Source organism: Marinomonas sp. FW-1, assembly GCF_005222245.1.
In the GTDB taxonomy this organism is placed as follows: Bacteria; Pseudomonadota; Gammaproteobacteria; order Pseudomonadales; family Marinomonadaceae; genus Marinomonas; species Marinomonas alcarazii.
In genome coordinates this window covers 183,423-208,028 of record NZ_CP025987.1, presented here as the reverse complement: position 1 = coordinate 208,028, position 24,606 = coordinate 183,423, and the positions used below count along the sequence as shown (strand labels likewise).

Here is a 24,606-nt window from a genome sequence, read left to right as displayed (position 1 = left end):
TGTATTTCTTTTTTTCTACCTGTACCTTTACAGGCTACTATCTTACTTTTAAAAAACAGTATGTTACTCTGTTTACACTATGGCTGGACTCTAGGGAGAGTTGTATTGTTTAAACCAAATTATTACTTATTAGTGTCTGCAGTATTTGTTTTGTTGGTTATCATGACCAGCAATATCTATTTTCAGCTCGCTTGGGCATGGTTTGCCCTGTCTTTTTTCACTGTCAGTCTGGCCTACCTTCTTAATAAACCAACAATATTTCGCAAACGTTCCGATGGCACTGTGCCCATTTATGTACGTTGGATATTTCTGCCGTTTTTGTGGAGTACCCAGCTTTATAACAGTTGGGCGAGAAGCACAGATTCTGTGCCAGCGCTGCAGAAAATAGATGACGGTTTGTTCTTAGCACGACGCTTGTTCCCTTCAGATATTCATGAAATAAAAAGCGAAAACATTAGCGCTGTTTTAGACGTAACCGCTGAGTTTAGCTCTTTGAATTGGATGTCTTACCAAGACAGTGTGGACTACTTAAACATTCCCATCCTTGATCATTCAGTGCCTTCCGATACGCAAATACAGAAGGCACTGAACTGGATACATACACACCGTAAAACAGGGCGCTCTGTGGTCATTCATTGTGCCTTAGGGCGCGGTCGCTCAGCCTTTATGATGGCTGCGTATTTATTAAGCCAGAACCCAAAGTCCACTCCCAGACAGGTGATGGAAAAAATACGTGAAATTCGCCAAACCGTTCGCTTAAACAAACGTCAGTTTAAACATCTAAAAAGCGCGTTGGAAAATAAGCTTTTGGTGGTGCATAACTCCGCTTGGCTGATTGCCAATCCGGTGTCCGGAACACGCCAGTGGGAAGAACAACAAGACGTCATCCTGCGTTATTTATCGGCATATTTTGATGTCACAGTGAAAACCACCACGCCAGAGAAAAATGGTACCGCATTGGCCAAAGAAGCAGTTAAAGCCTCACCCGATATGATTATTGCCTGCGGTGGCGATGGAACAGTTACAGAGGTTGCCGCAGCTATGGTCGGCACCAACATTAAGCTGGGCATTATTCCATTTGGCACCGCCAATGCGCTAAGCCACGTTTTGTGTGGCACGATGTCAAAAGTCGCGCCTTTGGAAACCATTTGCTTAAACCTCATTGATGGCTGCGAACAACGCATCGATACAGCCACCTGTAACGGCGAGTTAATGCTGTTACTAGCGGGCGTTGGTTTTGAACAACAGATGATCGAAAAAGCGGACCGCAGTAAAAAGAACACCAGTGGTCAACTCGCTTATTTAAAAGGTCTTTGGGAAGCGATTGGTCAAAACGAAGTGCATGAATTCACTATTCAACTGAACGACGACGAACCCTTCACCATCAAAACGCCAAGCCTAACCATTGCCAATGCCGCACCGATCACAACGCTTTTGGCACAAGGCAAAGGTGTTCCAAATATTATGGATGGCGAGCTGGATTTAACCTGGTTAGACCCAGAGCGTATGCAAATATTAAACTTGGCCGAATTGGCTATGCTCGGTTTGGGTGATCAAAATGAAGACAGTGAGGCCCCAGAAGGGAACAATGGTGTATTCCACCGCGCTGCCTCAAGGGTAACAGTAGACATCAGCCAAGTAGGACACTATGTGTTAGATGGCGAAGAACGCGAAGCTGAGAAGCTAGAAGTCATCGTCAGACCTCAATCGTTGAGTGTCATCGTCCCTGAATCCGTCATTAGCGACAAATAAAAAAGCCAGCATGGATCCCTAATCTATCCATGCTGGCTTTATAACATTAACAATGATCCGTAACGCTTTGCCTAAGTTCCTGCCTTGATGCTAACCCAAAAAGCAAAGGCAAGTTAAAGGCCAGCGTACGGACTATGAGTTCACATTAATTACTGTTGCGCTGCGACTTGTAGCGCCTTCATTTCATCATGGCACTCTTTCATTCTGACTTTAACTCGGCGCAACGTGGCGTCACAATCTTGCATTTGGTTTCTCTCAAGTGCTAAATCGAGCTCTTCAAGTACCTTGTCTTCCACTTCTTCTAACTGGTCAACATAGGTAAAAACGGTTCCTTCAGTAGAAACTTTCGCCATCAACTTAGTGTAAGTCTGACGCGCTTTGACTAAATTATCCGTATCGGTTTCTACTTCACCTTGCTGAACAACTGCAAAAGGTTGTAGCTCTTCAACCGCTTCCTCTTTAGCATCAATCATGCGATTGAAAAATGCGTTATACGTACTGTCATCAAGCTTGTTCTTCGCTTCTTGGTAGAATTCAATACCGCCGTTCATTACTTTGATGATGTCTGTAATGTGGTGGGCATGTGCAGTTTGATTTTGCATATTTTCCTCCTAGTTAGCGTTTGCTTTATTTCGTCTTCCTACATACATAGTTGGCGATGGCAGGATGAAAAACAACCGCATTTCAAGAGATGCACTTAGGCTGCATGTTTACTGCACTAAGTAGAGACGCCCTTACAAAGTCTTTTTTTCTTATAAAAAATTAAGAGCTAACACTGATCTAACGCAGTTCTTGCCTTCTTCATCTGTGTCACTATGACCTCATAGCATTGCGTCTAATTAAATCAAAAGATGGAGTTTGTCATGAAAGCAGCTGTAGCCAGTAAGTTTGGCGCCATTCTAAAAATTGAAGATGTCGCTAAGCCTAAGATCGAACCCAATCAAGTACTCGTCAAGATTCATGCTTGTGGGGTGTGCCATACGGATTTACACGCTTGCCACGGAGATTGGCCTGTCAAACCTACTCTGCCCTTTATTCCAGGTCACGAAGGCGTCGGTGAAATCGTCGAGGTTGGCAGCGCAGTAAAACATTTGGCCTTGGGTGATCGAGTGGGTATTCCTTGGTTATACAGCGCCTGCGGACATTGCGAGTACTGTCTAACAGGTAATGAAAACTTGTGCCTTGAACAACAAAATGCGGGGTATTCGGTCGATGGCGGTTACGCTGAATTTTGTGCCGCCCATGCAGAATATGTGGTTAAAATTCCTGAAGGCTTAGGTTATGTAGAAGCAGCACCGTTATTTTGTGCTGGTGTAACGACATACAAAGCTCTCAAAGTATCTGGTGCAAAACCTGGTGATTGGGTCGCTCTGTTTGGCATTGGTGGACTAGGGCATTTAGCCGTGCAATACGCTGTTGCCATGGGGTTTCGAGTCGTAGCGGTTGATACAGGCGAAGCCAAACGTGAATTAGCCATGTCGCTCGGTGCGGAATATTTCTTTGACTTCAAAACCGACGATGTCGTTAAAAACATTTTAGACGCTACTTCCGGTGTGCATGCCTCTGTTTGCACTGCTGTGAGCAAAGCGGGCTTTAGACAAAGCTATGACGTGATTCGTCGCGGCGGCAAGTGTGTCTTGGTTGGTTTGCCCCCAGAAGACATGCCATTACCCATTTTCAACACTGTTCTTAATGGTGTCAGCGTGGTTGGCTCCATCGTTGGCACCCGCAAAGACTTAGAAGAGTGTTTGGAGTTTGCTGCGCGCGGTAAAGTTAAAGCGATTATCGCCGAAAAAACACTGGATGATATTAACGAGATTTTTGCCGATATGGAAAAAGGCGACATCACCGGCCGTATTGTAATGACCTTGTGATTGTTTGTTTTTCTATCGTGTGAAGCACAAAGCCAACCCTTACCGGTTGGCTTTGTATTATCTGCATCTTCTCTAAAATACAGTCATTATACTGGCAGTCGTGTTGAGGCTTTCAGTTCTCGCAGTGAGATATTCGAGGCAATCGCCGACACACCGGGTAGTTTTCTCAACACCTGATCCACAAAACGACTGTAGTCATCTAGGTCTTTGGCAACCACTTGCAACAAGAAATCAGCTGCACCTGTGGTGTTGTGACAGGACAAAACATTGTCGCATAGTTGGATCATTTCTTCGAAAGTTTGAGTCGTTTCTGCATCATGCTGATTACAGGTCAGCTGCACAAACGCCATCACGCCGAAGCCCAGTTTACGACGATCAAGGTTCGCCTGATAATCGGTGATGATGCCCTCTTCCTCTAGACGTTTGAGACGACGCCAACAGGGCGTTTCACTTAACGAAAGTTCGTTAGCTAATTTTGCGTTAGTTAGCTTGCCATCTTGCTGCATACGCCGAACGATATCAGTGTCTACCTTATCCAAAGCCGTCATTGAAAGATTCCCCTCTTATTAACCTCATATCTGAAATAGTATTTCTTAAGCTCTCCAATATACAAGAAAAAGAGCAAGGTAATTTCTCGTATATTCAGTAGTCTATTAGGCTGTCGTACGGATCAGCAAAGGAGCAAACTATGAAAGCCGTTGTCTACGAAAGCTTTTCGTCCACCCCCAAAATTATGAATGTAGAAGACCCGACACCAGAAAAACATGGTGTGGTGATTAAAGTTGAAGCGACTGGTGTATGTCGTAGCGATTGGCACGGCTGGATGGGACACGATCCAGACATTGTCTTACCACACGTTCCCGGCCATGAGTTTGCAGGTGTTATTGAAGCCGTAGGCAAGGATGTTCAGCGCTTTAAAGTAGGCGATCGAGTCACGGTACCTTTTGTTAGCGGATGCGGTTCTTGCCCAGAATGCCACGGTGGCAATCATCAAGTCTGTGGTAATCAAACTCAACCTGGTTTCACTCATTGGGGATCTTTTGCGGAATATGTCTCCATTCATCACGCAGATGTAAATCTGGTCACCTTGCCAGAAAACATAGACTTCACCACAGCAGCGAGCCTTGGGTGTCGCTTTGTGACCTCATTTAGAGCCGTCGTCGATCAAGGTAAGGTCAGCGCTGGTCAATGGGTCGCCGTACATGGCTGTGGTGGTGTTGGCTTGTCGGCCATCATGATTGCCAACAACATTGGTGCCAATGTCATTGCAGTGGATGTGACGGACGATAAACTTGAACTAGCAAAAGCCCTAGGCGCTTATGCGACCATTAATGCCACCAGCGTGGCAGATGTGGCTGAAGCGATTAAAGAAATTACCCGCGGTGGCGCCCATGTATCGATCGATGCACTCGGTCACCCAACAACCTGCATAAACTCCATTAAGAGTTTGAAAAAGCTGGGGAAACACGTTCAAGTTGGTTTGTTATTAGCCGATCAAGCTACACCACCGATTCCAATGAATTTGGTCATTGCCCATGAGCTCGAAATTATTGGCAGTCACGGCATGCAGGCGTTCCGTTACGATGCAATGTTAGCCATGATCAAGACGGGTAAACTCAGCCCAGAAAAGCTGCTTGGTCGAACCATCAGTTTAGAGGAATCCATTGCCGCGCTAACCAATATGGATAAAACCAACCCACCAGGCGTAACGGTTGTTACACGTTTTTAACACCTGTTTCGCACGCGAAAAAAAGAGCGCATACCGAAGTAAGCGCTCTTTTTTTCGTTCCAATCGCATTTTACTCAGAACAATATTTCGTGCTGATTAAGCTTGTTTTTTCTCTAAATGCAGATCAGACAAATTACCCGCATCAGGATCGTTATAGACGTTCTCATCTAGCTGACCTTCGCTTTTGGCAACGACGATGGAAACCACAGCATCACCAGAAACGTTAACCGCTGTACGAATCATGTCTAACAAACGGTCAACACCCAAAATCAAGCCAATACCTTCAATCGGTAAGCCGACTTGTGCGAACACCATAGACAACATTATCAAACCAACACCTGGTACGCCTGCGGTACCGATAGATGCCAATACAGACATCAAGATAACGGTTAAATACCCCATCATACCAAGCTCTACGTTGTAGATATTAGCGATAAAGACAGTTGCTACACCTTGCATGATCGCGGTGCCATCCATGTTGATGGTCGCCCCAAATGGCACAGTAAAAGACGCTACCGAGTTTTTCACGCCCATACGCTGCGTTACGGTACGCAAGGTTACTGGAATCGTCGCATTGGAGCTTGAAGTACTAAAAGCAAACACTTGTGTGTTACGCATTTTTTTCATGAAAGTTATAGGATTTAAACCAGACAAGACTTTCAGAATAAGCTGTAAGGTCACAAAGAGGTGGAATAACAACACTCCAATCAAGACCAATACATAACCGAGTAGCTGAGCAAGCAAATCCATACCTAAATCTGCAATAGCTCTAGCGATCAAACAGAACACAGCGTAAGGCGCAACCGCCATGATGATGTTAACCATCTTCATCATGATTTCATTTAGTGCTTCGATAAAGTCGCTAACAACAGTGGCTTTTTTCCCAACCATTAAGATACTGACCCCAAACATGATCGAGAAGAAGATCACTGGCAACATGTCGCCTTCCGCCATCGCGCTAATTGGATTAGAAGGAATAATATTGATCAGAACAGTGGAAAGTGGTGGTGACGCTTTACCTGTAAAGCTCGAGGAAGACTCAGCATTCATGCCTTCACCGATACCAAATCCTGTGGCGATAATTAACGCAGCAGCAATCGCGATTGCTGTGGTCACTAAGTATAAAAAGAAAGACTTTGAACCGATTCGGCCCAGCAACCTAATGTCACCGATACCGCACACACCGCAAACTAATGAAAAGAAAACCAACGGCACGACAAGCATTTTTAACGCATTAACAAACATGGTGCCGACAACTTTAAACATACCGTCAGTCAAGTAACTGTTCGCCCATGTTCCGTCTGCGTTTAGTCCTGTTAAGTTGAGGACCAACCCAACTATGATGCCAAGCACCATTCCAAGTAACACTTTATAGGTTGTATTCATAACACTCTCTCTAATTCCATTTTCCCATTGATTTGGATAGCAAAATGGCTATGGCTCTAAAATAAAAGTTAGGCATAGTACATGCCATTACCGAGCATAAAAACTATTTTTTTGGCGTGGAAGAAAAGACAGTATTACTTTAAAAGAAGGTGTGTGCAATAAATGTACAGCAATGACACCTTATAGACACCTCAGAAAAGGCTTAAAACAAAGCATCAAGCCTCACAAAAGGCTAACGCATCTTTAAGTGGTAATGGGTGGCAGAAAAAATACCCCTGTATTTTTTGAGCACCTAACTCTTGAAGCACTTCCAGCTCCGCCAAAGTCTCCACACCTTCACCAAGCACCTTGCTTTTGGTTTCTTTTGCAAAGCCAATCAAAGCAGCGACCAAGGCTCTTTTTCTTTGATCTGAATTCAGATTAGCAATTAAGCTTCTATCTAATTTAATAATGTCCGCTTGCAGCTCCAATATGTGTTGAAAACTGGCAAAGCCGGCTCCTGCATCATCGACAGCAAGACGCATACCTCGCTCCCGAAAAGACTGAATGGAATTCCGAAATGCTTTGTAGTCTGGAATAGACTCTCGCTCAGTCACCTCCATTACAATGCGATGCAAAGGCGCTTTATCTAACATAGCTTGCAGATAAGACGATGTGAGGTGTTTAGGAGAAACATTCAACGTTATGTAATATTGCTCAGGGATAGCTGACAATAAATTGATTGCCTCTTCAATGGCAAACAACTCTAGTACTTCGCCAACACCCGACGCATTGGCTTTATTGAACCAATAATCAGGGGAATAATAGGGCTTGGTTTGAAAACGAGACAAGCATTCAAAACCTGTAATCGACTTTGTTTTAAGGTCATAAATTGGTTGAAATACGATGGAGAGTTGCTTGTTACGAATGATTTCAAAAATATCATCACGAGCGTCCTGCTGCGATTTTGATACGTTAAATTCTTTTTCTATGTTACGAGCGGCAAACTTTGCAAAAAGCGTCAATATAGAGAGGTCTTTATTCGTCAATGACTCATCTGGTTGCTCACTGAAACAACACAAGGTGCCATAAAGAGAATCATCGGAAAAATAGATAGGCACGCCAACATAACTGCCTATATTTAATTTTTTTGTTACCGCTAACGCCTTGGTGATTTCGTTCTCCGACGTATCAGGAATAATCTTCGGCAGTTTTTCATCAGCAATAAGCTGGCAATAGGTTTCTTCGTTTTTATCCTTATGGCCTTTATCGAGCGGGTTATTAAAAACATCTTTTTTATCAATATGTAATATTTCACGATCACCATTATGAAAACGAGACAAAAAAGCAACGTCCATTCCTAGGTGTTGTCGAATAGTTTGTACTAGATGCTCCAAATCATTATTAAACGAATTGGTCAAAAGCTCTTCTTCCATTGTGCTTTGATCTTGGACACCCAAAATAGCCTTCATTAAATCAACGCTATTATTTATTTTCGCTGTGTTTTTCTCGAACACACCCTACCTCTAAGAAATCATTTTATGATTGGGTATTATGAATGCTCACCCCAATACTTAGATAAATCATACTAAAAGCACTAAACCTCTTACTATGTTTTTTCTGCAGTTTTACGTAATGATATTAGTCTAGCGTTTTCTATTAATAACATTGCGTAAACAAATGAATAGTTGCGTCAGATAATCAAAGTAAAATATAACTTTTGCGCTTTCTATAACCTTCTCTTATTAAACTTTATGCCTAAATGCTTCTCGCTTTCCAAACGGCAGAGCCTATGCCTATGTACGTCGCTTTCGTCAGTAAAGCCTCTTTTTCATTATGCTGCTTTCCTATTTGGCGTGAGCGGCTAGCTGTCTGTTCCTTTGTAAATCGACGCTTAAGGTGCTTTAATTCTCCAACTATTCGCTGGCGCTCACAGGCTTGAAAAGCAACTTTATCCAGACACCAGCGTACACTCACCATACGAAGAGGAGATTCTCGTGGTTACCGCTATCATCATGCTTTCTGTAGAGAAAAAGTACATTAACCAAGTGGCCGAAAAATTAGCGTCCATTGAAGGTTTATCTGAAGTGTATTCTGTCAGTGGCTCATACGACATCACCGCCATTGCCCGAGTGCAGACCAATGATCAGTTATCTGAATTAGTGACACAGCACCTTGCACAGATCGATAACATTCTGAAAACAGAAACCATGTTGGCGTTTCGTGCCTATTCAAAACATGATTTAGAAGGCATGTTTTCTGTCGGTGTTTAACCTTTAATTGTATTGGGGGATTTCGTTATGAGTCATATTCACGCAGGATCTTGTTTGTGTAATGCCGTTACGTTTGAGCTAGAAGGAGAATTTACGAAATTTTTTCTTTGCCATTGTAGCCGCTGTAGAAAAACCTCTGGCACGGCCCATTGCGCCAACCTATTTGCTTCAGGCGCTACATTAAACTGGTTAAGCGGCGAAGATAAGCTCAGCTTTTATCGTCTAGAAGACACGAACTTTGCCCGTACATTTTGCTCTGTATGTGGCTCTAATATGCCAACAGACGCGAAAGCTCGTGGTTTAGTTGTGGTGCCTGCGGGTTGCTTAGACACAGAGGTCGATATCACCCCACAAGCTCATATATTCATGGACAGCAAAGGCAATTGGGATGAAAACTTAGGCGATATCCCTACGTACGAGGGCCTGCCAAGCTAACGCCGCCATTCATGGTGGCTGTAATCTAGCAGCACAAATCACTTTCCTTATGCTGCTAGATCTCTTTCTGAATTGGATATAAAAGCGCTTCTTCTAAACGTAATGGCTTAGCAAAATAATACCCTTGCAGAAAATCACAGCCATATTGCAACAACAAGTCGGCTTGTTGTTTGGTTTCAACCCCTTCAGCAACGACCATAATCTTCAGTTTGTGAGCCATGTTAATAATCGCCTCACAAAGCGAAGAGGAGGAAGACTCAGGGCTAAGTGTTTGCACAAAACTGCGATCGATTTTTAAGAAATCAATGTCGTAATTCATTATGTACGCCAATGATGAATAACCGGTCCCGAAATCATCTAAAGCCACTTGTATGCCATTTTTTCTGAAATCCATTAGCACTTGACGCGTACGCTCATCCATTTCCATTAAAAGGTTTTCAGTAATTTCCACAACCAAGCCATTCTTTTCATCTGCACTACGGTTTAACTCACCAGAGCCAGTTATCAGGCTCGATAAAAACACATCGGCACCTTCACGGCGATTTAATAACTGCAAAGGAGACACATTGACCCCTATTTGCACATCAGGACCACGAGCAACTTGTAATTTAGATAACGCAGCCTTGGCTTCTTGAATAACCCAGCCGCCAATATCTACTATTAGACCAGACTCTTCTGCTGCTGAAATAAATTCATCGGGACTAATAAGCCCTTTTTCTGGGTGGTTCCATCGAATCAAGGCTTCAAACTTGAGCGCCTTACCCTCTCGGTCAACTATGGGCTGATACACCAAAAAGAACTCATCATTCTTTAATGCTTTATTTATGTCTTTAATCAACTCGACTTTATCTAACAGCGCCTGCTTCAATTTCCAATCAAAGCGTTTCACACAATCCCGACCACTGGCCTTCGCATGATACATCGCTTGATCCACCGCCCCCATTAAGGCTCGACTATCACGACCATCATCAGGATAAACCGCCACGCCACAACTTGCTGATACCATCACATTATCATTCAATACAGAATAAGGTTGTTTGATCAGGCTTTGAATGCTTTCCGCCAACTTAAGAACCTGTGATAAATCGACCTGTTGACCATCAAACAAGAAGACAAACTCATCTCCACCCAGGCGGCTAATGCTTTTGGCATGAAAAGGGTATTGCGTGATGCGCTCAGCAATCTGCTGCAAAATAGCGTCTCCGACTTCATGCCCTCGGGTGTCGTTTATTTCTTTGAAATTATCAAGATCGAGCAAAATAACCGCCAACTTGCCATGTTGAGGGTCAACTTGCGCCAAAGTATCAGCGAGTACCTGGCTGAATGCCTCACGATTTGAAATGCCCGTTAAGCGGTCTGTTTGCGCTTGATCAATAATGTCTTGCTCTGCTTTTTGCTTCAATGACGCCATTTCCAAGAAATGCTGCTGTAGATAATCCATTTCCTGAACGCCAATGGGACGATTGGTCGGCATTTTTTCATTTCGGCCTAAACGAATGACTAAGTCAGTCAACACATTAAGCGGCTTTAATAGTGAGTTTGTTAAAAAGAAATGGAGCAATATCAACATAAATAAAATCAAAACGGAAAATACCGCAGTAATCATAATGTATCGTTTATTTACCGCACTTAATGCAGAATCAACCGCAATACCCGTTAAAAAAGTCAGTTGCACATTGCCTTTTTCATCGATTATCTGGCGCTTGTGAAATACACGACTCACGCCATCTTCTCCTCGCCAAAAGCGGTTCAAAAGGGCTGGGGGAACATATTGATTGCCTGCAGGATAAGTTACGACTGGTTGATCATTAGCATCCAAAATATAGGCAACACTGTCTGGGGGCAATTGACTTCTTTCTAGAAAAGAACTCCACCAATCTAACGAAATAACCACCACAGCAGCCCCAACAATGTCGTTGCTATTTTGCAGGTTAAAAACGGGATAAGCGAAGTTAACCGTCGGGACGCCCGTCACACGATCTACTTGTACCCCACTGGTGGTGAAATACTGACCAGAAATCGCTTCACGGATGTAGCTGCGATCGCTAACATCAATCGCTTCAGATAATGGCATGCTATTACAGGTAAGAATCCCATTTCGATTCGGCACACCAATGTTGACGTAATAATCGTACAGCGGAAGCAACTCGACGAGAAACTGTCGGCATTCGTCAGAGTCAGGGTCTTGTAACTTGGGAGAGGCGGTTAGATTAGATAAAAAAACATACGCAGACTGGACAAGATGCTCTTGAATATCAGCCACTTGGTAAGAAACGATGTCTGCGACTTTTCGTACTTCTTCTTTCACAATGTTTCGACTGTAACCAAAACTCTCGTATATAAAAAGATAGCACGGAAATATTATAAGGATAGCCAGAAAATACAGCCGTCCTTTTAACGTGTTAAACATAATAGATGGTCATACCCTTGCGACAACAAAAAATTATTGGTCTAAAATATATTGCAGATATAACCTCTAGACACTCAGCGAAACACGTGACTTACCAAAAATTATGATCTGATGATTAACAGTATAGCGTTAGTTAAGTAGCAATTAAAAAGACATATACAACACGAATCAATATGACACATATTATACTCAAAAAGCTCACCAAACTTTACAATTGAGAAAGCCTTTTCGCGGCGTCTAACAGCGTGCCTTCTTCTTTCGCAAAACACAGCCGAATTATGCGCTGGTTATCGGGAGCTTGCTGATAAAACACACTTACTGGAATCGCCGCTACGCCAGCTTGATCTATTAGCCATTCGCAAAACGCCACATCATCAAGACCGCTTATCTGACTGTAATCAAGCAATTGAAAATACGTCCCTTCACAAGGTAATAGCTGAAAACGGCTGTTGGCCAATGCATCTCTAAGCACATCGCGCTTTCGCTGATAAAAGCTTGCCAAGCCAGCACTCGCTTCTGGCAAAGCGAGAAGATGTTCCGCCAAGGCTTGTTGCAAAGGCGTTGCGGTACAAAAGGAAACAAATTGATGCACCTTGCGCAGCTCCGCAGTCAGCGCTGCAGGCGCTACAATGTAGCCAACTTTCCAACCTGTTAAATGAAAGCTTTTGCCAAAGGAGGATACCACCAAACTGCGTTTTGAAAGCTCTGAGTGTTTGTGAATACTTACTGCGGATTCACCAAAGTGGATAAATTCATACACTTCGTCAGATAAAACATAAATGTCGCGACTTGCTACGGCTTGCCACAAGGACTCTAAATCTTCCGCCTTCCAGCAAGTCCCCGTTGGATTGTGTGGTGTATTGATTAATACCAATCGCGTCTTGTCAGTCAGCAGTTCAGCAAATGCCTGCCAATCAGGACGAAACTCGGGGGCAGCCAAGGTTACTCGCTTACAAATCCCACCTGCTAGGGTCACTGCTGGCTCATATAAATCGTATGCAGGATCAAATAAGATGACTTCATCACCGTGATGTACTAAAGCTGCAATGGCATCAAAAATAGCTTCAGACGCACCGCTGGTCACGGTGATTTCATCTAATGCACTGACTTTTCGGTCATAGTGACGCGCAATCAGGTTGGCTATTGCTTCTCTTAAAATCGGCAAACCAGTCATAGGCGAGTATTGATTATTACCGGTTAAAATCGCTTGCGAAGCACGCTCTAATAATCGAGCATCCGGAGGAAAGTCAGGAAAGCCTTGCGACAAATTGATCGCCCCCTTTTCCGCCGCCAACGCAGACATTCTGGTAAAAATAGTGGTGCCGACGGACGGTAATTTGGAAGTAAGAGAAGAAGAAATGGTCACGATGTTTTGCCTTAAAAAAGAGTTGTCTTAAGAAATACTAATTTGGCTAAGTTAAAGGACACCGAGATCGGACGTCAATCTTCTTTCATGCCTGATGACCTAAAAGAAAACATTCATAACAAAAAAACGCCAAGGCATACCGCCTTGGCGTTTTAAGTGTGAACCGGTATGAATTGGAATTACGCAGTCATAAACGGATAATCTGTATAGCCTACTGCACCCGGTGTGTAAAAGGTATTTGGGTTAGGCTCGTTTAATTCCGCGCCAGCCTGAATACGTTCGACAAAGTCTGGGTTGGCAAGAATACCTTTACCAAATGCCACGCTGTCCGCTTTATTATCTGCTAGTGCTTGATTGGCTTCTTCTGGAGAATAACCCATGTTGACCATCAAATGGCCTTTATAAGCTTCACGCGCTACACTGACAACATCGGCTTGTTGCTCGCCGAAAAAGTCCGCACGCATCAAATGCAAATACGCTAAATTAAAACGGTTCAAGTGTTCGCTCAAGAAACGAGTCCATGCCAGAGGATCGCTCTCTTTCATGCTTTGGAAGCTATTAAGCGGAGAGAGACGTAAGCCAACGCGGTCACTGCCCAACACGTCTGTAACCGCCTCAATCACTTCCGTTAAAAAGCGCGCGCGATTTTCCAAAGAACCACCATATTCATCGGTACGCTGGTTAGAGCTTTCACGCAAGAACTGATCAATTAAATAGCCATTGGCACCGTGAATTTCCACACCATCGAAACCCGCTTCTTTGGCATTGATCGCTGCTTGGCGAAAGTCAGCCACAATGTCTTTGATTTCGGCAACCGTTAATGCTCGAGGAACAGTGTATGGTTTTTTGCCTTCTGGAGTATGAGTTTCACCATCAATCGCAATCGCGCTTGCTGACACGGCCTCTTTGCCACCGTTCAATAATGGATGCGCCGCACGGCCAGCGTGCCAAATTTGCATAAAGATACGACCGCCCGCTTTATGAACCGCATCTGTGGTGAGCTTCCAACCTTCGATCTGCTCGGCAGAATACACACCAGGATCGTCGCCAAAAGCGGAGGTGCCTTCCGTAACCATAGTACACTCGGTGATCAACAAGCCGGTGCTAGCACGTTGGGAGTAATATTCAGCCATCAAGGCATTTGGCTGATGACCAGGCGCTCGCGTACGAGTCAAAGGCGCCATAACAATACGATTAGGTAACTCTAGATTTCCCACTTTTACTGGGCTAAACAGTTTTTTTTCAGTGCTTGACATTATAAACTCCAGAATCTATTTCAGTCTTTATAGAAAGTATAAGCACTACATAGGGCAGTTATTGAAAAATACAATCTTGTGCACTTTCTTTCCTGAATGATCGTTCAAATTTTATTCAAGAGCAACTCAAAAAATAAGCCCTAAGAGTGCTTGCAGACCCGCTTTTCAGGGACTATATTGCGGACATCAGACGACCATTTTGTCGCCTTTCTTTTACCCGTTTGAACACGTTTCGTGTGAGGGAAATCAAACTAATGACACCCGACTCCAGTAGACCCATTGCTCCTTTTGGCACCCTGTTAGGCATCGCGCCGGGCAATGTACCTGTTTACTCTTCCGATTACGATTCCGCCGATGATAATGAACTGCCTAACCGCCATGCTTATCGCAGCTATGTGGACGGGATTTTTATGGGCTATAAATGGCAATGTGTTGAATTTGCTCGCCGCTGGCTGTATCTCAACAAAGGTTATATTTTTGATGACGTCGCTATGGCATACGATATTTTCCGCCTAACATCAGCTCGACTTATTGCCGATGAAAGCCGATTACCACTGAAATCCTTTCACAATGGCTCGTTGCGTCATCCGGAAGTCGGTGCTCTTTTGATTTGGAACGAAGGGGGTGAATTTGAAGTCACAGGCCATGTGGCGATTGTTACCAAAGTCTTGCCTGATCGTCTCTATATAGTCGAGCAAAACGTCGGCCATCAAATCTGGCCTGAAGGCCAAGATTACTCTCGAGTGTTAGATGCCCGCATAAGCGAAGACGGCGGTTATTGGCTTCGTTGCTCCTATGGCGATGCTTCGATTATGGGTTGGGTCATCCAAACCGACGATGATTTGCATGCTGAAAAGATTGAGCCTGAAGATCCGGCCTTGTTTGATTTACAAATACGCCATGTCGCTAACAAAAGCCAAGCCTCTCGTGCTTGGTTAAATGTGGCGAACCCTGCCGAAGAAGCCTTTGTTGAGATGATGGGCGGGCACAAACTCGCCAGCCGACCGGAAGACGACTACAAATACATGGTGATGACAGAAACCGCTGAGCGTGAGCTAAAACGCGCCACCAATGAATTGCACGCCTTATTTATGCACGCCACAGATTATGTACTGCAAAACGATGATCTGCTTTCTAGCTTTAATATTCCTCCAGCTTTATGGCCGAAGATTCACCAATCTTGGGACAACCGTCGTAACCAGATGATCACTGGGCGCTTTGATTTCAGCCTGTCAGCTAACGGTATCAAGGTATACGAATACAACTGCGACTCAGCCTCATGCTACATGGAAGCAGGCATAATTCAGGAAAAATGGGCCAAGCATTATGGCGCGAATGAAGGTGAAGGCTCAGCAACAGAATTGGTCGATGAGCTCATCGAAGCTTGGAAAAACAGTGCTGTCAAAGGCGTGATTCACATCATGCAAGACACAGACTTAGAAGAAAATTACCACGCGCTTTTCATGAAACGTATCATGGAAAAAGCGGGTCTAGATTGCAAAGTCATCAAAGGCGTCAGTAGTTTACGCTGGGATGCAGACGGTGATGTCGTTGATACTGACGGGGTCAAAATCCGTTGGGTGTGGAAAACTTGGGCATGGGAAACCGCTCTGGATCAAATCCGTGCCGAATGCGATGACGATGAACAACGCCTTCGCGATTACAAGACCGATATCCCTCGAAGTGAAGCCCCGCGTTTAGTCGATGTTTTATTACGCAAAGACGTCATGGTTTACGAACCACTTTGGACTCTTATTCCTAGTAATAAAGCGATTTTACCGGTTTTATGGCTACTTTTCCCCGACCATCCCTATTTATTGGAATCGTCTTTTGAGTTAAGTGATGCACTAAAAACTCATGGTTATGTAAGCAAACCTATCGCTGGTCGCTGCGGCTTTAATATCAGCCTGTACGATGGCAAAGACGCCCTAATGGAAGAAACCGCTGGTCGCTTTTCTCATCAAGATCAAATTTTCCAAGCTCTTTGGAAGTTACCGGACATAGAAGGCTATCGCTCACAAGTTTGCACTTTCTCGGTGTCTGGACATTACGCTGGTAGCTGTTTGCGTGTTGATCCAACCTTGGTCATCACCAAAGACAGTGACTTAATGGCTTTACGAGTCATTGAATAACCAGTAACTCCCTCTCAAGCAATTGATTTTAATTGTTTTTATATAAAAGCCTTTGCCTCAAGTGATGAGGCAAAGGCTTTTTTTGTTAATTAATGATTGACTGCAATTGTACCAGCCATTAGATTGATGAAAAAATATAACACGTGTAACATTTTATGAATTCAAGAATGGTTCACCAAACCGAGGCTACTCGGGACAAAATTATCAACATTGCCGAAGCACTTTTTATCGAAAATGGCTTTGCTGATACTCAAATGAAAGACATCGCGGCAGCCACTGGCATGAGCCGTAATACTTTATATCGTTATTACCAAGACAAATACGATTTGGGCTTTGCCATACTGGTTGTGGTGCTCACTCGTAAAAACGATATTTATGAACACATCATAGAAAAAATCAAAGCTCGCCATTACGCCACTATTCTCGAAGGCCTTGGCGTACTCATGCAAGCCTATGCAGACCCCCAATATGAAGACGATGACCGCTTCATTGCCGAATTTGACGGTTACTATGCTGGATCACGTATCCCCACTGAATTCCGCGAAAAACTAACACAACTATTGCCAGAAAAAATCGGCCAATCGCTTAACGATATTGTCTCTCTAGGACAGGCTGAAGGCAGCATTCGCTCTGACGTTCCAGCACCTTATTTGGCCGTCACCTTATTTAATGCGGTTCCTACTTTTTTCCGCCGCATGCTGTTACGTCAAAATGCTTTGATGGAAATTGAACAAGAGGCCATTCCAAAACTTTCCCCTGTATTAATTCAGCTACTGATCGATGGTCTGAAACCATCACCACAAATCTAAAAAGGATGAAACGATGAGTGATACAAAAATAAATCAACTCTTAGCCGAACTAACCCTAGAAGAAAAAGCCATGCTCTGTACCGGCAAAGACTTTTGGACACTTCATGGGATTGAACGTTTGAGCCTACCATCAATCATGGTAACTGATGGCCCTCATGGCTTGCGAAAACAAGCAGGAGAAGGCGATCATGTGGGCCTAAATGCGGCCGTTAAAGCCACCTGCTTCCCAACGGCATCAGGACTGGCTGCGTCGTGGAATACCAAACTCGTTGAAGAGATGGGCGTCGCGCTAGGCAAAGAATGTCGCGCTGAAGATGTGTCCGTGTTGCTTGGCCCTGGCACAAACATCAAACGTAACCCTCTGGGTGGCCGTAACTTTGAATATTTTTCTGAAGACCCTTTATTAGCTGGCGACATGTCAGCCGCTTGGATCAAAGGCGTACAAAGCCAAGGTGTCGGCACCAGCCTAAAACATTACGCAGTAAACAATCACGAACATTGCCGTATGACAGTCGATGCTGTTGTCGACCAACGAACCTTGCGTGAAATCTATCTGCCTGCTTTTGAAAAAGCCGTTAAAAAGACCCAGCCATGGACCGTCATGTGCTCTTACAACAAGGTAAACGGCACCTACGCAGCTGAACACAAGCAATTACTCGATGACATTTTAGTCAAAGAATGGGGCTTTGAAGGCATTATTGTGACGGATTGGGGCGCTAATAACGACCGCGTTGAAGGTGTCAAAAATGGTCAGCATTTAGAAATGCCAAGCTCTGGCGATATGAATACCAAAAAGATTATTGCCGCAGTGGAAAACGGTCAGCTAACGATGGCAGAGTTAGACAAATCTGTCGCTCGCGTACTAGCGCTGATATTAAAATCACAAGCTTCTCTAGAAAGCGATAAAGTAGAAGCCGACTTAAATGCTCACCATGAACTCGCTGCGCGAATCGCTGAAGAAACCTGCGTACTGTTAAAGAATGATGGTTTATTGCCAGTTGCGCCAGGTAAAAAGGTCGCTGTCATTGGCGCGTTAGCCAACAGCACTCGCTACCAAGGTGCGGGCAGCTCCAAGATTAATCCATTCAAATTGGAACAGCCTCTCGACGAAATCAAAAAACAATTTGGCGACGATAATGTCAGCTATACAGCTGGCTACCATCTTAATGACAAAGAAGACTCAGCAGAAATCGCCAAGGCTATTGAGTTAGCCAAACAAGCAGACGTGGTGTTTTTGTTCGCAGGCCTAACGCCAAAATATGAATCCGAAGGCTTTGATCGTCAGCATTTGAATCTGCCACAAGTGCAATTGGATCTAATTGCCGCGCTAGGCGAACAACTCAACAAGACCGTTGTTGTTCTTCAGAATGGCGCGCCAGTCATTCTTCCATTTGTCGAAAAAGTACCCGCCATACTGGAAGCGTATCTAGGCGGTCAAGCCGGTGCTTCAGCGGTGGCCAAAGTACTGTCTGGTGAGGTGAACCCAAGCGGTAAGTTGGCTGAAACTTTCCCTGCAAACTTAGACGATGTTCCAAGCCAACCATATTTCCCTGGCACCACAAAGCAAGTGCAATACCGTGAAGCTATTTGGGTCGGTTATCGCTATTTTGATACCACCAAAACAAAAGCACTTTTCCCTTTTGGTCATGGCTTATCGTATACCAACTTCACTTACTACCATTTAACCTTACTAAGTGGCGACAAAGCGTCCTTTAATGAAAACGACTCTATTAAGCTACAAATTACTATTACTAACACAGGAAACAAAGCCGGAGCGGAAGTTGTGCAGTGTTACGTGGGACAAAAATCACCTTCCCAACCGCGCCCAGCAAAAGAGCTAAAAGCATTTGAAAAAGTGTTCTTAGAGCCAGGTGAAAGCAAAGAAATCGAGTTTGAGCTGGATTATCGTGCTTTTGCTTATTGGGATGAAGCGCAATCCTCTTGGGTAGCTGAAAGCGATGAATATCAGATTCATATCGGCTCCTCGGTAGAAGATATTCGCGATACTGCCACTGTTTTTTTGAATACGACTGTAGCCAAAAAACAACCTAATGCAGCCCTAAAAGCTTACTTTGAGCCTGAAAAACGTGACTTTAATGACGCTGCATTCACGGCCTTATTAGGTTACGACATTCCTGCGCCAACACCGATCACGCCTTACACGGTGAATTCAACCCTAGGAGAAATTGCCAATGAACCACTAGGCAAACCTGTGTTTGACAGCATGCTGTCTGTGTTTGATCAAATGATGGGCGGTGATCAGAATGACTCAGCAGCGGAAGCCGATCGCCTAATGGCCGAATCTATGGTGGCAGATATGCCGTTACGTAATTTGCCAGTGTTCAATAGTCAGCAATATTCTGAAGAGAAGGTTGTACAGCTTATTGCCTCACTAAATGGCAAGTAAATAAGAGTCTAAAACACTGCTTTAAACTCTGTTCAATACCGTCATTACCTACATCAACGAGGGGTAATGACGGTTAATCAATAAAAATAACGAGGCGAAGATGTCCAAAGCAAACTATGAAACCAGCCGCCGTGAGCGACTCGGCTATTACACTTTTTTCACCGGTCAAAACATTATTTATATGTTTGTGACTATATTTATTAGTGTTTATTACACTTCTATATTGGGTTTATCCGCCGCGACAGTCGGGGTTCTCTTTCTGTTAGCCAGAGTATGGGATGCAGTGAATGACCCGATACTCTCCATTATGGTCGAAAGAAGTCGCTTAAAAGGCGGTAAATTCAAGCCTTGGGTGAACGCCATCGCTTGGGCGGTTCCGATTTCCACCATTTTGATATTTGCTTTTGGTGATTATCTTGCCGAGCAACCAATGTGGCTTCGTGTTACTTACGCCTTTGTCACCTATGTTGGTTGGGGAATGCTATATACCGTATCAGACGCGCCTGCTTACGCCATCGGTACAGTAATGACGCAAAATAAAGACGAGCGAAATGTTATTTATTCTTTTGTGCGTTTTGGTGGTTTTGTCGGCATGGTCCTCGCTATGGTTAGCGCACCTTGGCTAGTCGAAAAAATGGACGGGAAATGGACTTTAGCGGCGGTCATTATGTGTGTCATCGCCATGTTTTTGATGTTAACCATCCGCACCGTACAAGAACGCCATGTTGTCGAACAAGAGGTTCCTACCCTTAAACAAATAGTAGGCACAGTGACTGGTAATAAATACCTGCTGATGTTTATCCTTGCCTTTGTCTTTATTGGGGGATCTAACGTTGCTTTCACTTTAATGCCTTACATTGCGCGCGATGTCTTTGATGACCCCTCTCTTTCCGGCTTATTCCTTTTCGCTATGATTGGTCCTGCTATGCTGGCCTCGCCACTAGCACCCATTGGTATTCGAAAAGTCGGCAAAATCGCCACCTTTGCTTGGGCCTCTGCAGCTATCGTTATATTGTCGACTATCACCTGGATGATAGGCTACGATCATATTGAAGCCTTCATTGCCTTAACCATGCTTAAAGCCATTCCACTGGGCATCACGCTGGTTATGCCAAGTATCTTCATTGCAGATTGTATTGAGTATGGCCATATTCGCTCAGGAAAACGCTTAGAAGCCGCTACTTTTGCGACCCAAACCTTTGCAAATAAAGCGACTACAGCTGTTGGTGGCTCTATCACTATGGCTTATCTCGCTATGGTAGGATTTGTTGAATCTTCTGGTGGCGTCATCGTTCAGCAATCACCACAAGTCATTCAAGGCATGTGGGATGCTCTCAACTTAGGTAATGCATTTGGAGCGGCAACTGGCTTAATCATCTTTTTATTAAGCTATAAGTTGACGGATAAAATGCTGGCTGATTTGGAAGCGGGCAAGCTAGAAACAGAAGACAGCTTGCAACAAAACAGCTTCGAAGCGGCTAAATAATTTATCCACTTCTCATACAGACACCTTGGCACATTTATTTTTGTCTTGGTGTCAGTGTGAGATGTTACATATTGAAAGGTTATAAAACGCTATCTATTTCTCTGAAGAACGTATTAAAGAAAAACAAGGTAGAAAAAACCACGATGAAGAGCAATACCATCAGAAAAGGGAATAACCAACAATATTGCTCTTACCTTTAACTAAACGCTAGAAGCCATAGTTAAAACGAATTCGTGCTGCTGTCACTTTGTCATTCGCAGCGCCAACATCTTTAGCCGTGGAATGCGAACCCGCTAGGGTCACAGTCGCATTTTCAATATCCAACACTGGCACTGTGTAGGCAATATAAGTGGTTAACAAAGAAGGATCATCACTCGTTCCTTCATCGACAGAAGAAGCAATAAGGCCTAGACCAAAGTTACCGTATGTCATATTTGCCATCATAGAAGTAACTTTTTCATCGGTTTCATGATCTTTACCAAACGTTGCGGCAAGATTAACGTTCGCAGCGGCCACATCAAAATTAGCAGAGACTGCATAACCAGATTTTTTAACTTCACCGCCTGCTGCCAAATCATACTTAACACTTTCATAGCCCGCTGTAATAGTGGCAGCACCTGCGGCAAAGGTTACAGAAGGTCTAATACCAGAGATAGCAGTCGCTTTATCTTCTGTGGCTTCATCGATATTTGGGTCACCATAAAGAGTAGCGAGTTCAAATTTAACACTTTCGCTTGCATTTAAGTGCAAAGCAAATTGACCAGTATCATCGCCTTCACGGCCACGAGCCATATTCGCTTCGTAAACATCTACCGCTTCTACGTGTTCAATGAGAGTATCTTTGCCTTTTGGGAACAGATTCACCGCCTCAAAACGACCCGCTTGAAGGTCCCAAGTGCTGTTGCCAAACTTGATGTAAGCATCATCAACGGTTGCATCACCTGTTGTTTTAATAAGAAGAGAGCCTCTGCCAGCGAAGAAGTTATCGCCCATTGTGTGTCTGCCTGTCACATTGAGTTCAAGGCGACCATCTTGCTTGTATGTGGAATCACCTTCTGCTTTAGAAATGGCATCGGTATTTAACTCGAAGTTTCCGTCAAAGGAAGGTGCGGCGTGAACTGCACTGATAGATAATAAGCTTCCAACAATAGCAGTATGTAGAATAGTTTTTTTCATAATTTTCAGACCCAAATGTTATTTTTATATTTAAATTAGAGCTTCATAAAAACATGTGTTTTCATAGTTAATAATACATTTAGGTAACTTTATTACAACAATGCAACAACGATAATAATTCTTATTTTTTACTTAATTTTTTAAAAATTTTAAACCAATGTTTAAGATATTGTTTTATATTGATTTTTTATTCTTGTTAGAATTTAAGATGGCTTCCGAATCTGAAAAATTAAGAATGAAATGTGGACTTCGGGATTTCTTGAATGTTTTATGATTTTTAATTACTTGATTATGTAATTTTAAAAATTCCAAAAAAATCCGCTTTTGAGCAAGACAAAACCCCTTCTAATAGACAAAAAAATCCCAGCATATCGCTGGGATTTGTGGTTGAAATACAGAAGGATTACTGACGATTAAACTTCACCGCATACATAGCTTTATCAGCTCTATGTAAAAGCGACTCCAATGTATCTTGGTCCTGAATAAAGGCATTACCAATACTAAATTGAACCGAAACCCGATCCCCATTAAAGTCAATTTCATGCAACACTTTATCACTACGCAGTCGTTCAGAAATACGATCTTGTTCTTGCTTATCTCTAACCAAAATTAAGAACTCATCTCCTCCCCATCTTGCCACTACCCCTTTTTCATCGACCACACTCAATAGATAAGACGCAATTTTCTGCAAGACAAAGTCTCCGGCTGCATGGCCAAGTCGGTCATTGATTAGCTTAAATTCGTTCACGTCCACGTTAATCAGCCCAAAGGATTGCTGGTCCTTTTGCCAGGACGCTAAATACTCTTTCATATACATTTCAAAACCACGGCGATTATACAATTCCGTCAAAGGGTCTAAGATTGAAAGCCGATTCAATTCCGCCGTTCGTTCTTTTACTTTTTCTTCTAGTTGGTGCTGATACTCTAAAAGAGTGGTCGACATTTTTTCATAATGGGATACTAATCGCTTAATTTCAGTACCAGCAAAATAGCTTAATTGGGGAACACGATAGCGATTTTTACCTAGCTGACGAATCGATAAATCCAACTCTGCCAAGGGTTTCGTTACAATCAATGACAACAGAACATAAAAAATAATTAAGGCGACAACAAGGCTCACAAAGAAGACAACAAACAAGCTTGAAAACTCGCTCAATGGTAGAAAACGTCCAATATCAATAAAGTTCACTTGCAGCCAATCAATTTCGGGAATGTAAATAACACTGGCTAACTGATGAGTTCCGTCTTTATCAACGCGGGTCATTTCGATCTTATTTGGGCGATTTTTCGCGCTTTTAAGTGCTTGCTTTAAGCGCTCTTTTGACTCTTCGTTATCGAGCAATTGGAATATCAGCTTTTTGCCCTCAGCATTTTTTGTAAGAGAGGAATAGTTAATAAGTTCCTTTTGCTGATAAAGCTGAATTGCCCCTTCATAATTGGTAAAAACAATGGCCGAATAGACATCTTGCTTTTCAACCATCTGATTCAAAAATTCGGACAAATCAAGCCCTGTCCCAACCACCCCTAGAATCTCGTCACCTTGACGAATCAGCACATCAGCCCACAGTTTTATCACTCCTAGCTCTACATCAGGATTCACATTAAGGTGCAGGTCTAGATTGTGCTCCATAATTTGATAGAACCAAGCGTCTGATTCCTTTGAAGATTCAAGGGTATAGCGATAGAATTTTCCCGATGCGTCGTCATCGCTGAAGTAATAGCGCTCGTTCTTTTTCAAGGCAATAAAATAGGACTTCTCTGCAAAGCGCATTCTGAACGCTTCTGTATCGATAAAAGCTTGTTGCTTTAAAGATTCATTATTAGGCTGTTCAGCCCATGCTTTTAAAGAGTCCAGCTCTGCAAATTCTTTCGATAGGTTTATTTCTTGAATTAGAGGCAATAACGTTCTGGCTTTGTCGTATCTAGCTTGCTTCTCGGCATAGCGCTCAACCCAACTCTCCACAAGATCTTCCGCAAGCACACGAATTGAAAGCCAAGAAAAAAAACAAGTTAATAGCAAGATGCCTGTGGTAGATAGCAAAAAACGCGACTTAATCGTCATGTGCAAGAAGATTCCATCTAATTAAACAAAAGCAGGTACATAATGTACAAGCAACAACTACGCCACACAAAGCG

The 24,606-nt window shown here is 43.4% G+C and carries 18 protein-coding genes; 9 read left to right on the top strand and 9 right to left on the bottom strand.

Going from position 1 to position 24,606, the window contains the following annotated elements; genetic code table 11:
• Positions 1-105 precede the first annotated feature (105 nt).
• On the top strand, positions 106-1,752 hold the full coding sequence (locus C1X04_RS00905; protein WP_110574522.1) for a diacylglycerol kinase family protein: 1,647 nt from the start codon (positions 106-108) through the stop codon (positions 1,750-1,752).
• A gap of 149 nt (positions 1,753-1,901) precedes the next feature.
• Here the strand turns inward: C1X04_RS00905 and C1X04_RS00900 are convergent, their stop codons facing one another.
• Positions 1,902-2,354 carry a PA2169 family four-helix-bundle protein gene (locus tag C1X04_RS00900; protein ID WP_110574520.1) on the bottom strand — a complete coding sequence of 151 codons (453 nt, stop codon included), beginning with the start codon at positions 2,352-2,354 and terminating at the stop codon, positions 1,902-1,904.
• 261 nt (positions 2,355-2,615) lie between these two features.
• Here C1X04_RS00900 and adhP point away from each other — a divergent pair, with 261 nt between their 5' ends.
• Positions 2,616-3,626, top strand: coding sequence for an alcohol dehydrogenase AdhP (gene adhP / locus C1X04_RS00895; protein WP_110574518.1), 1,011 nt, complete (start codon positions 2,616-2,618; stop codon positions 3,624-3,626).
• Positions 3,627-3,712: 86 nt separating this feature from the next.
• Here adhP and C1X04_RS00890 read toward each other — a convergent pair whose 3' ends face one another.
• Complete coding sequence (locus C1X04_RS00890) at positions 3,713-4,174, bottom strand: Lrp/AsnC family transcriptional regulator (RefSeq protein ID WP_137168922.1); 462 nt, start codon at positions 4,172-4,174, stop codon at positions 3,713-3,715.
• Positions 4,175-4,314: 140 nt separating this feature from the next.
• On the opposite strand from C1X04_RS00890, the gene C1X04_RS00885 reads away from it, so the two are divergent.
• The gene (locus C1X04_RS00885; RefSeq protein WP_137168921.1) at positions 4,315-5,355 is read left to right on the top strand and encodes a zinc-dependent alcohol dehydrogenase family protein; all 1,041 of its coding nucleotides are present in this window, start codon (positions 4,315-4,317) and stop codon (positions 5,353-5,355) included.
• A gap of 96 nt (positions 5,356-5,451) precedes the next feature.
• Here the strand turns inward: C1X04_RS00885 and C1X04_RS00880 are convergent, their stop codons facing one another.
• Both C1X04_RS00880 and C1X04_RS00875 read right to left on the bottom strand, forming a co-directional pair.
• Positions 5,452-6,741, bottom strand: a complete 1,290-nt coding sequence (locus C1X04_RS00880) for a dicarboxylate/amino acid:cation symporter (protein WP_110574512.1) — start codon at positions 6,739-6,741, stop codon at positions 5,452-5,454.
• 215 nt (positions 6,742-6,956) lie between these two features.
• Positions 6,957-8,237 carry an EAL domain-containing protein gene (locus tag C1X04_RS00875; protein ID WP_137168920.1) on the bottom strand — a complete coding sequence of 427 codons (1,281 nt, stop codon included), beginning with the start codon at positions 8,235-8,237 and terminating at the stop codon, positions 6,957-6,959.
• Positions 8,238-8,717: 480 nt separating this feature from the next.
• Here C1X04_RS00875 and C1X04_RS00870 point away from each other — a divergent pair, with 480 nt between their 5' ends.
• Both C1X04_RS00870 and C1X04_RS00865 read left to right on the top strand, forming a co-directional pair.
• The gene (locus C1X04_RS00870; RefSeq protein ID WP_110574507.1) at positions 8,718-8,993 is read left to right on the top strand and encodes an Lrp/AsnC family transcriptional regulator; all 276 of its coding nucleotides are present in this window, start codon (positions 8,718-8,720) and stop codon (positions 8,991-8,993) included.
• Positions 8,994-9,020: 27 nt separating this feature from the next.
• Positions 9,021-9,428, top strand: a complete 408-nt coding sequence (locus C1X04_RS00865) for a GFA family protein (protein WP_110574505.1) — start codon at positions 9,021-9,023, stop codon at positions 9,426-9,428.
• A gap of 55 nt (positions 9,429-9,483) precedes the next feature.
• Here the strand turns inward: C1X04_RS00865 and C1X04_RS00860 are convergent, their stop codons facing one another.
• From C1X04_RS00860 to C1X04_RS00850, 3 genes are all read right to left on the bottom strand, one after another.
• A complete protein-coding gene (locus C1X04_RS00860) occupies positions 9,484-11,736 on the bottom strand; it encodes an EAL domain-containing protein (protein ID WP_175404870.1) in 2,253 nt (750 codons plus the stop codon).
• Positions 11,737-12,046: 310 nt separating this feature from the next.
• Positions 12,047-13,204: a methionine aminotransferase gene (locus C1X04_RS00855; RefSeq protein ID WP_137168918.1), complete on the bottom strand. Its 1,158-nt coding sequence runs from the start codon at positions 13,202-13,204 to the stop codon at positions 12,047-12,049.
• A gap of 179 nt (positions 13,205-13,383) precedes the next feature.
• Positions 13,384-14,460 carry an alkene reductase gene (locus tag C1X04_RS00850; RefSeq protein ID WP_137168917.1) on the bottom strand — a complete coding sequence of 359 codons (1,077 nt, stop codon included), beginning with the start codon at positions 14,458-14,460 and terminating at the stop codon, positions 13,384-13,386.
• A 254-nt stretch (positions 14,461-14,714) separates the two neighbouring features.
• Between C1X04_RS00850 and gss the strand changes: the two genes are divergently transcribed.
• The 4 genes from gss (at position 14,715) to C1X04_RS00830 (ending at position 21,294) form a co-directional block, all read left to right on the top strand.
• Positions 14,715-16,592 (top strand): bifunctional glutathionylspermidine amidase/synthase, encoded by a 1,878-nt coding sequence (gss, locus tag C1X04_RS00845; protein ID WP_137168916.1) that lies wholly within the window; start codon positions 14,715-14,717, stop codon positions 16,590-16,592.
• Positions 16,593-16,747: 155 nt separating this feature from the next.
• Complete coding sequence (locus tag C1X04_RS00840) at positions 16,748-17,401, top strand: TetR/AcrR family transcriptional regulator (protein ID WP_110574495.1); 654 nt, start codon at positions 16,748-16,750, stop codon at positions 17,399-17,401.
• A gap of 13 nt (positions 17,402-17,414) precedes the next feature.
• Positions 17,415-19,808: a glycoside hydrolase family 3 C-terminal domain-containing protein gene (locus C1X04_RS00835; RefSeq protein ID WP_137168915.1), complete on the top strand. Its 2,394-nt coding sequence runs from the start codon at positions 17,415-17,417 to the stop codon at positions 19,806-19,808.
• Between the two features lie 100 nt (positions 19,809-19,908).
• Positions 19,909-21,294: an MFS transporter gene (locus C1X04_RS00830; RefSeq protein WP_137168914.1), complete on the top strand. Its 1,386-nt coding sequence runs from the start codon at positions 19,909-19,911 to the stop codon at positions 21,292-21,294.
• 207 nt (positions 21,295-21,501) lie between these two features.
• Here the strand turns inward: C1X04_RS00830 and C1X04_RS00825 are convergent, their stop codons facing one another.
• Both C1X04_RS00825 and C1X04_RS00820 read right to left on the bottom strand, forming a co-directional pair.
• Positions 21,502-22,470 carry a carbohydrate porin gene (locus C1X04_RS00825; RefSeq protein ID WP_137168913.1) on the bottom strand — a complete coding sequence of 323 codons (969 nt, stop codon included), beginning with the start codon at positions 22,468-22,470 and terminating at the stop codon, positions 21,502-21,504.
• A 403-nt stretch (positions 22,471-22,873) separates the two neighbouring features.
• Positions 22,874-24,532, bottom strand: coding sequence for a GGDEF domain-containing protein (locus tag C1X04_RS00820; RefSeq protein ID WP_137168912.1), 1,659 nt, complete (start codon positions 24,530-24,532; stop codon positions 22,874-22,876).
• Positions 24,533-24,606 lie beyond the last annotated feature (74 nt).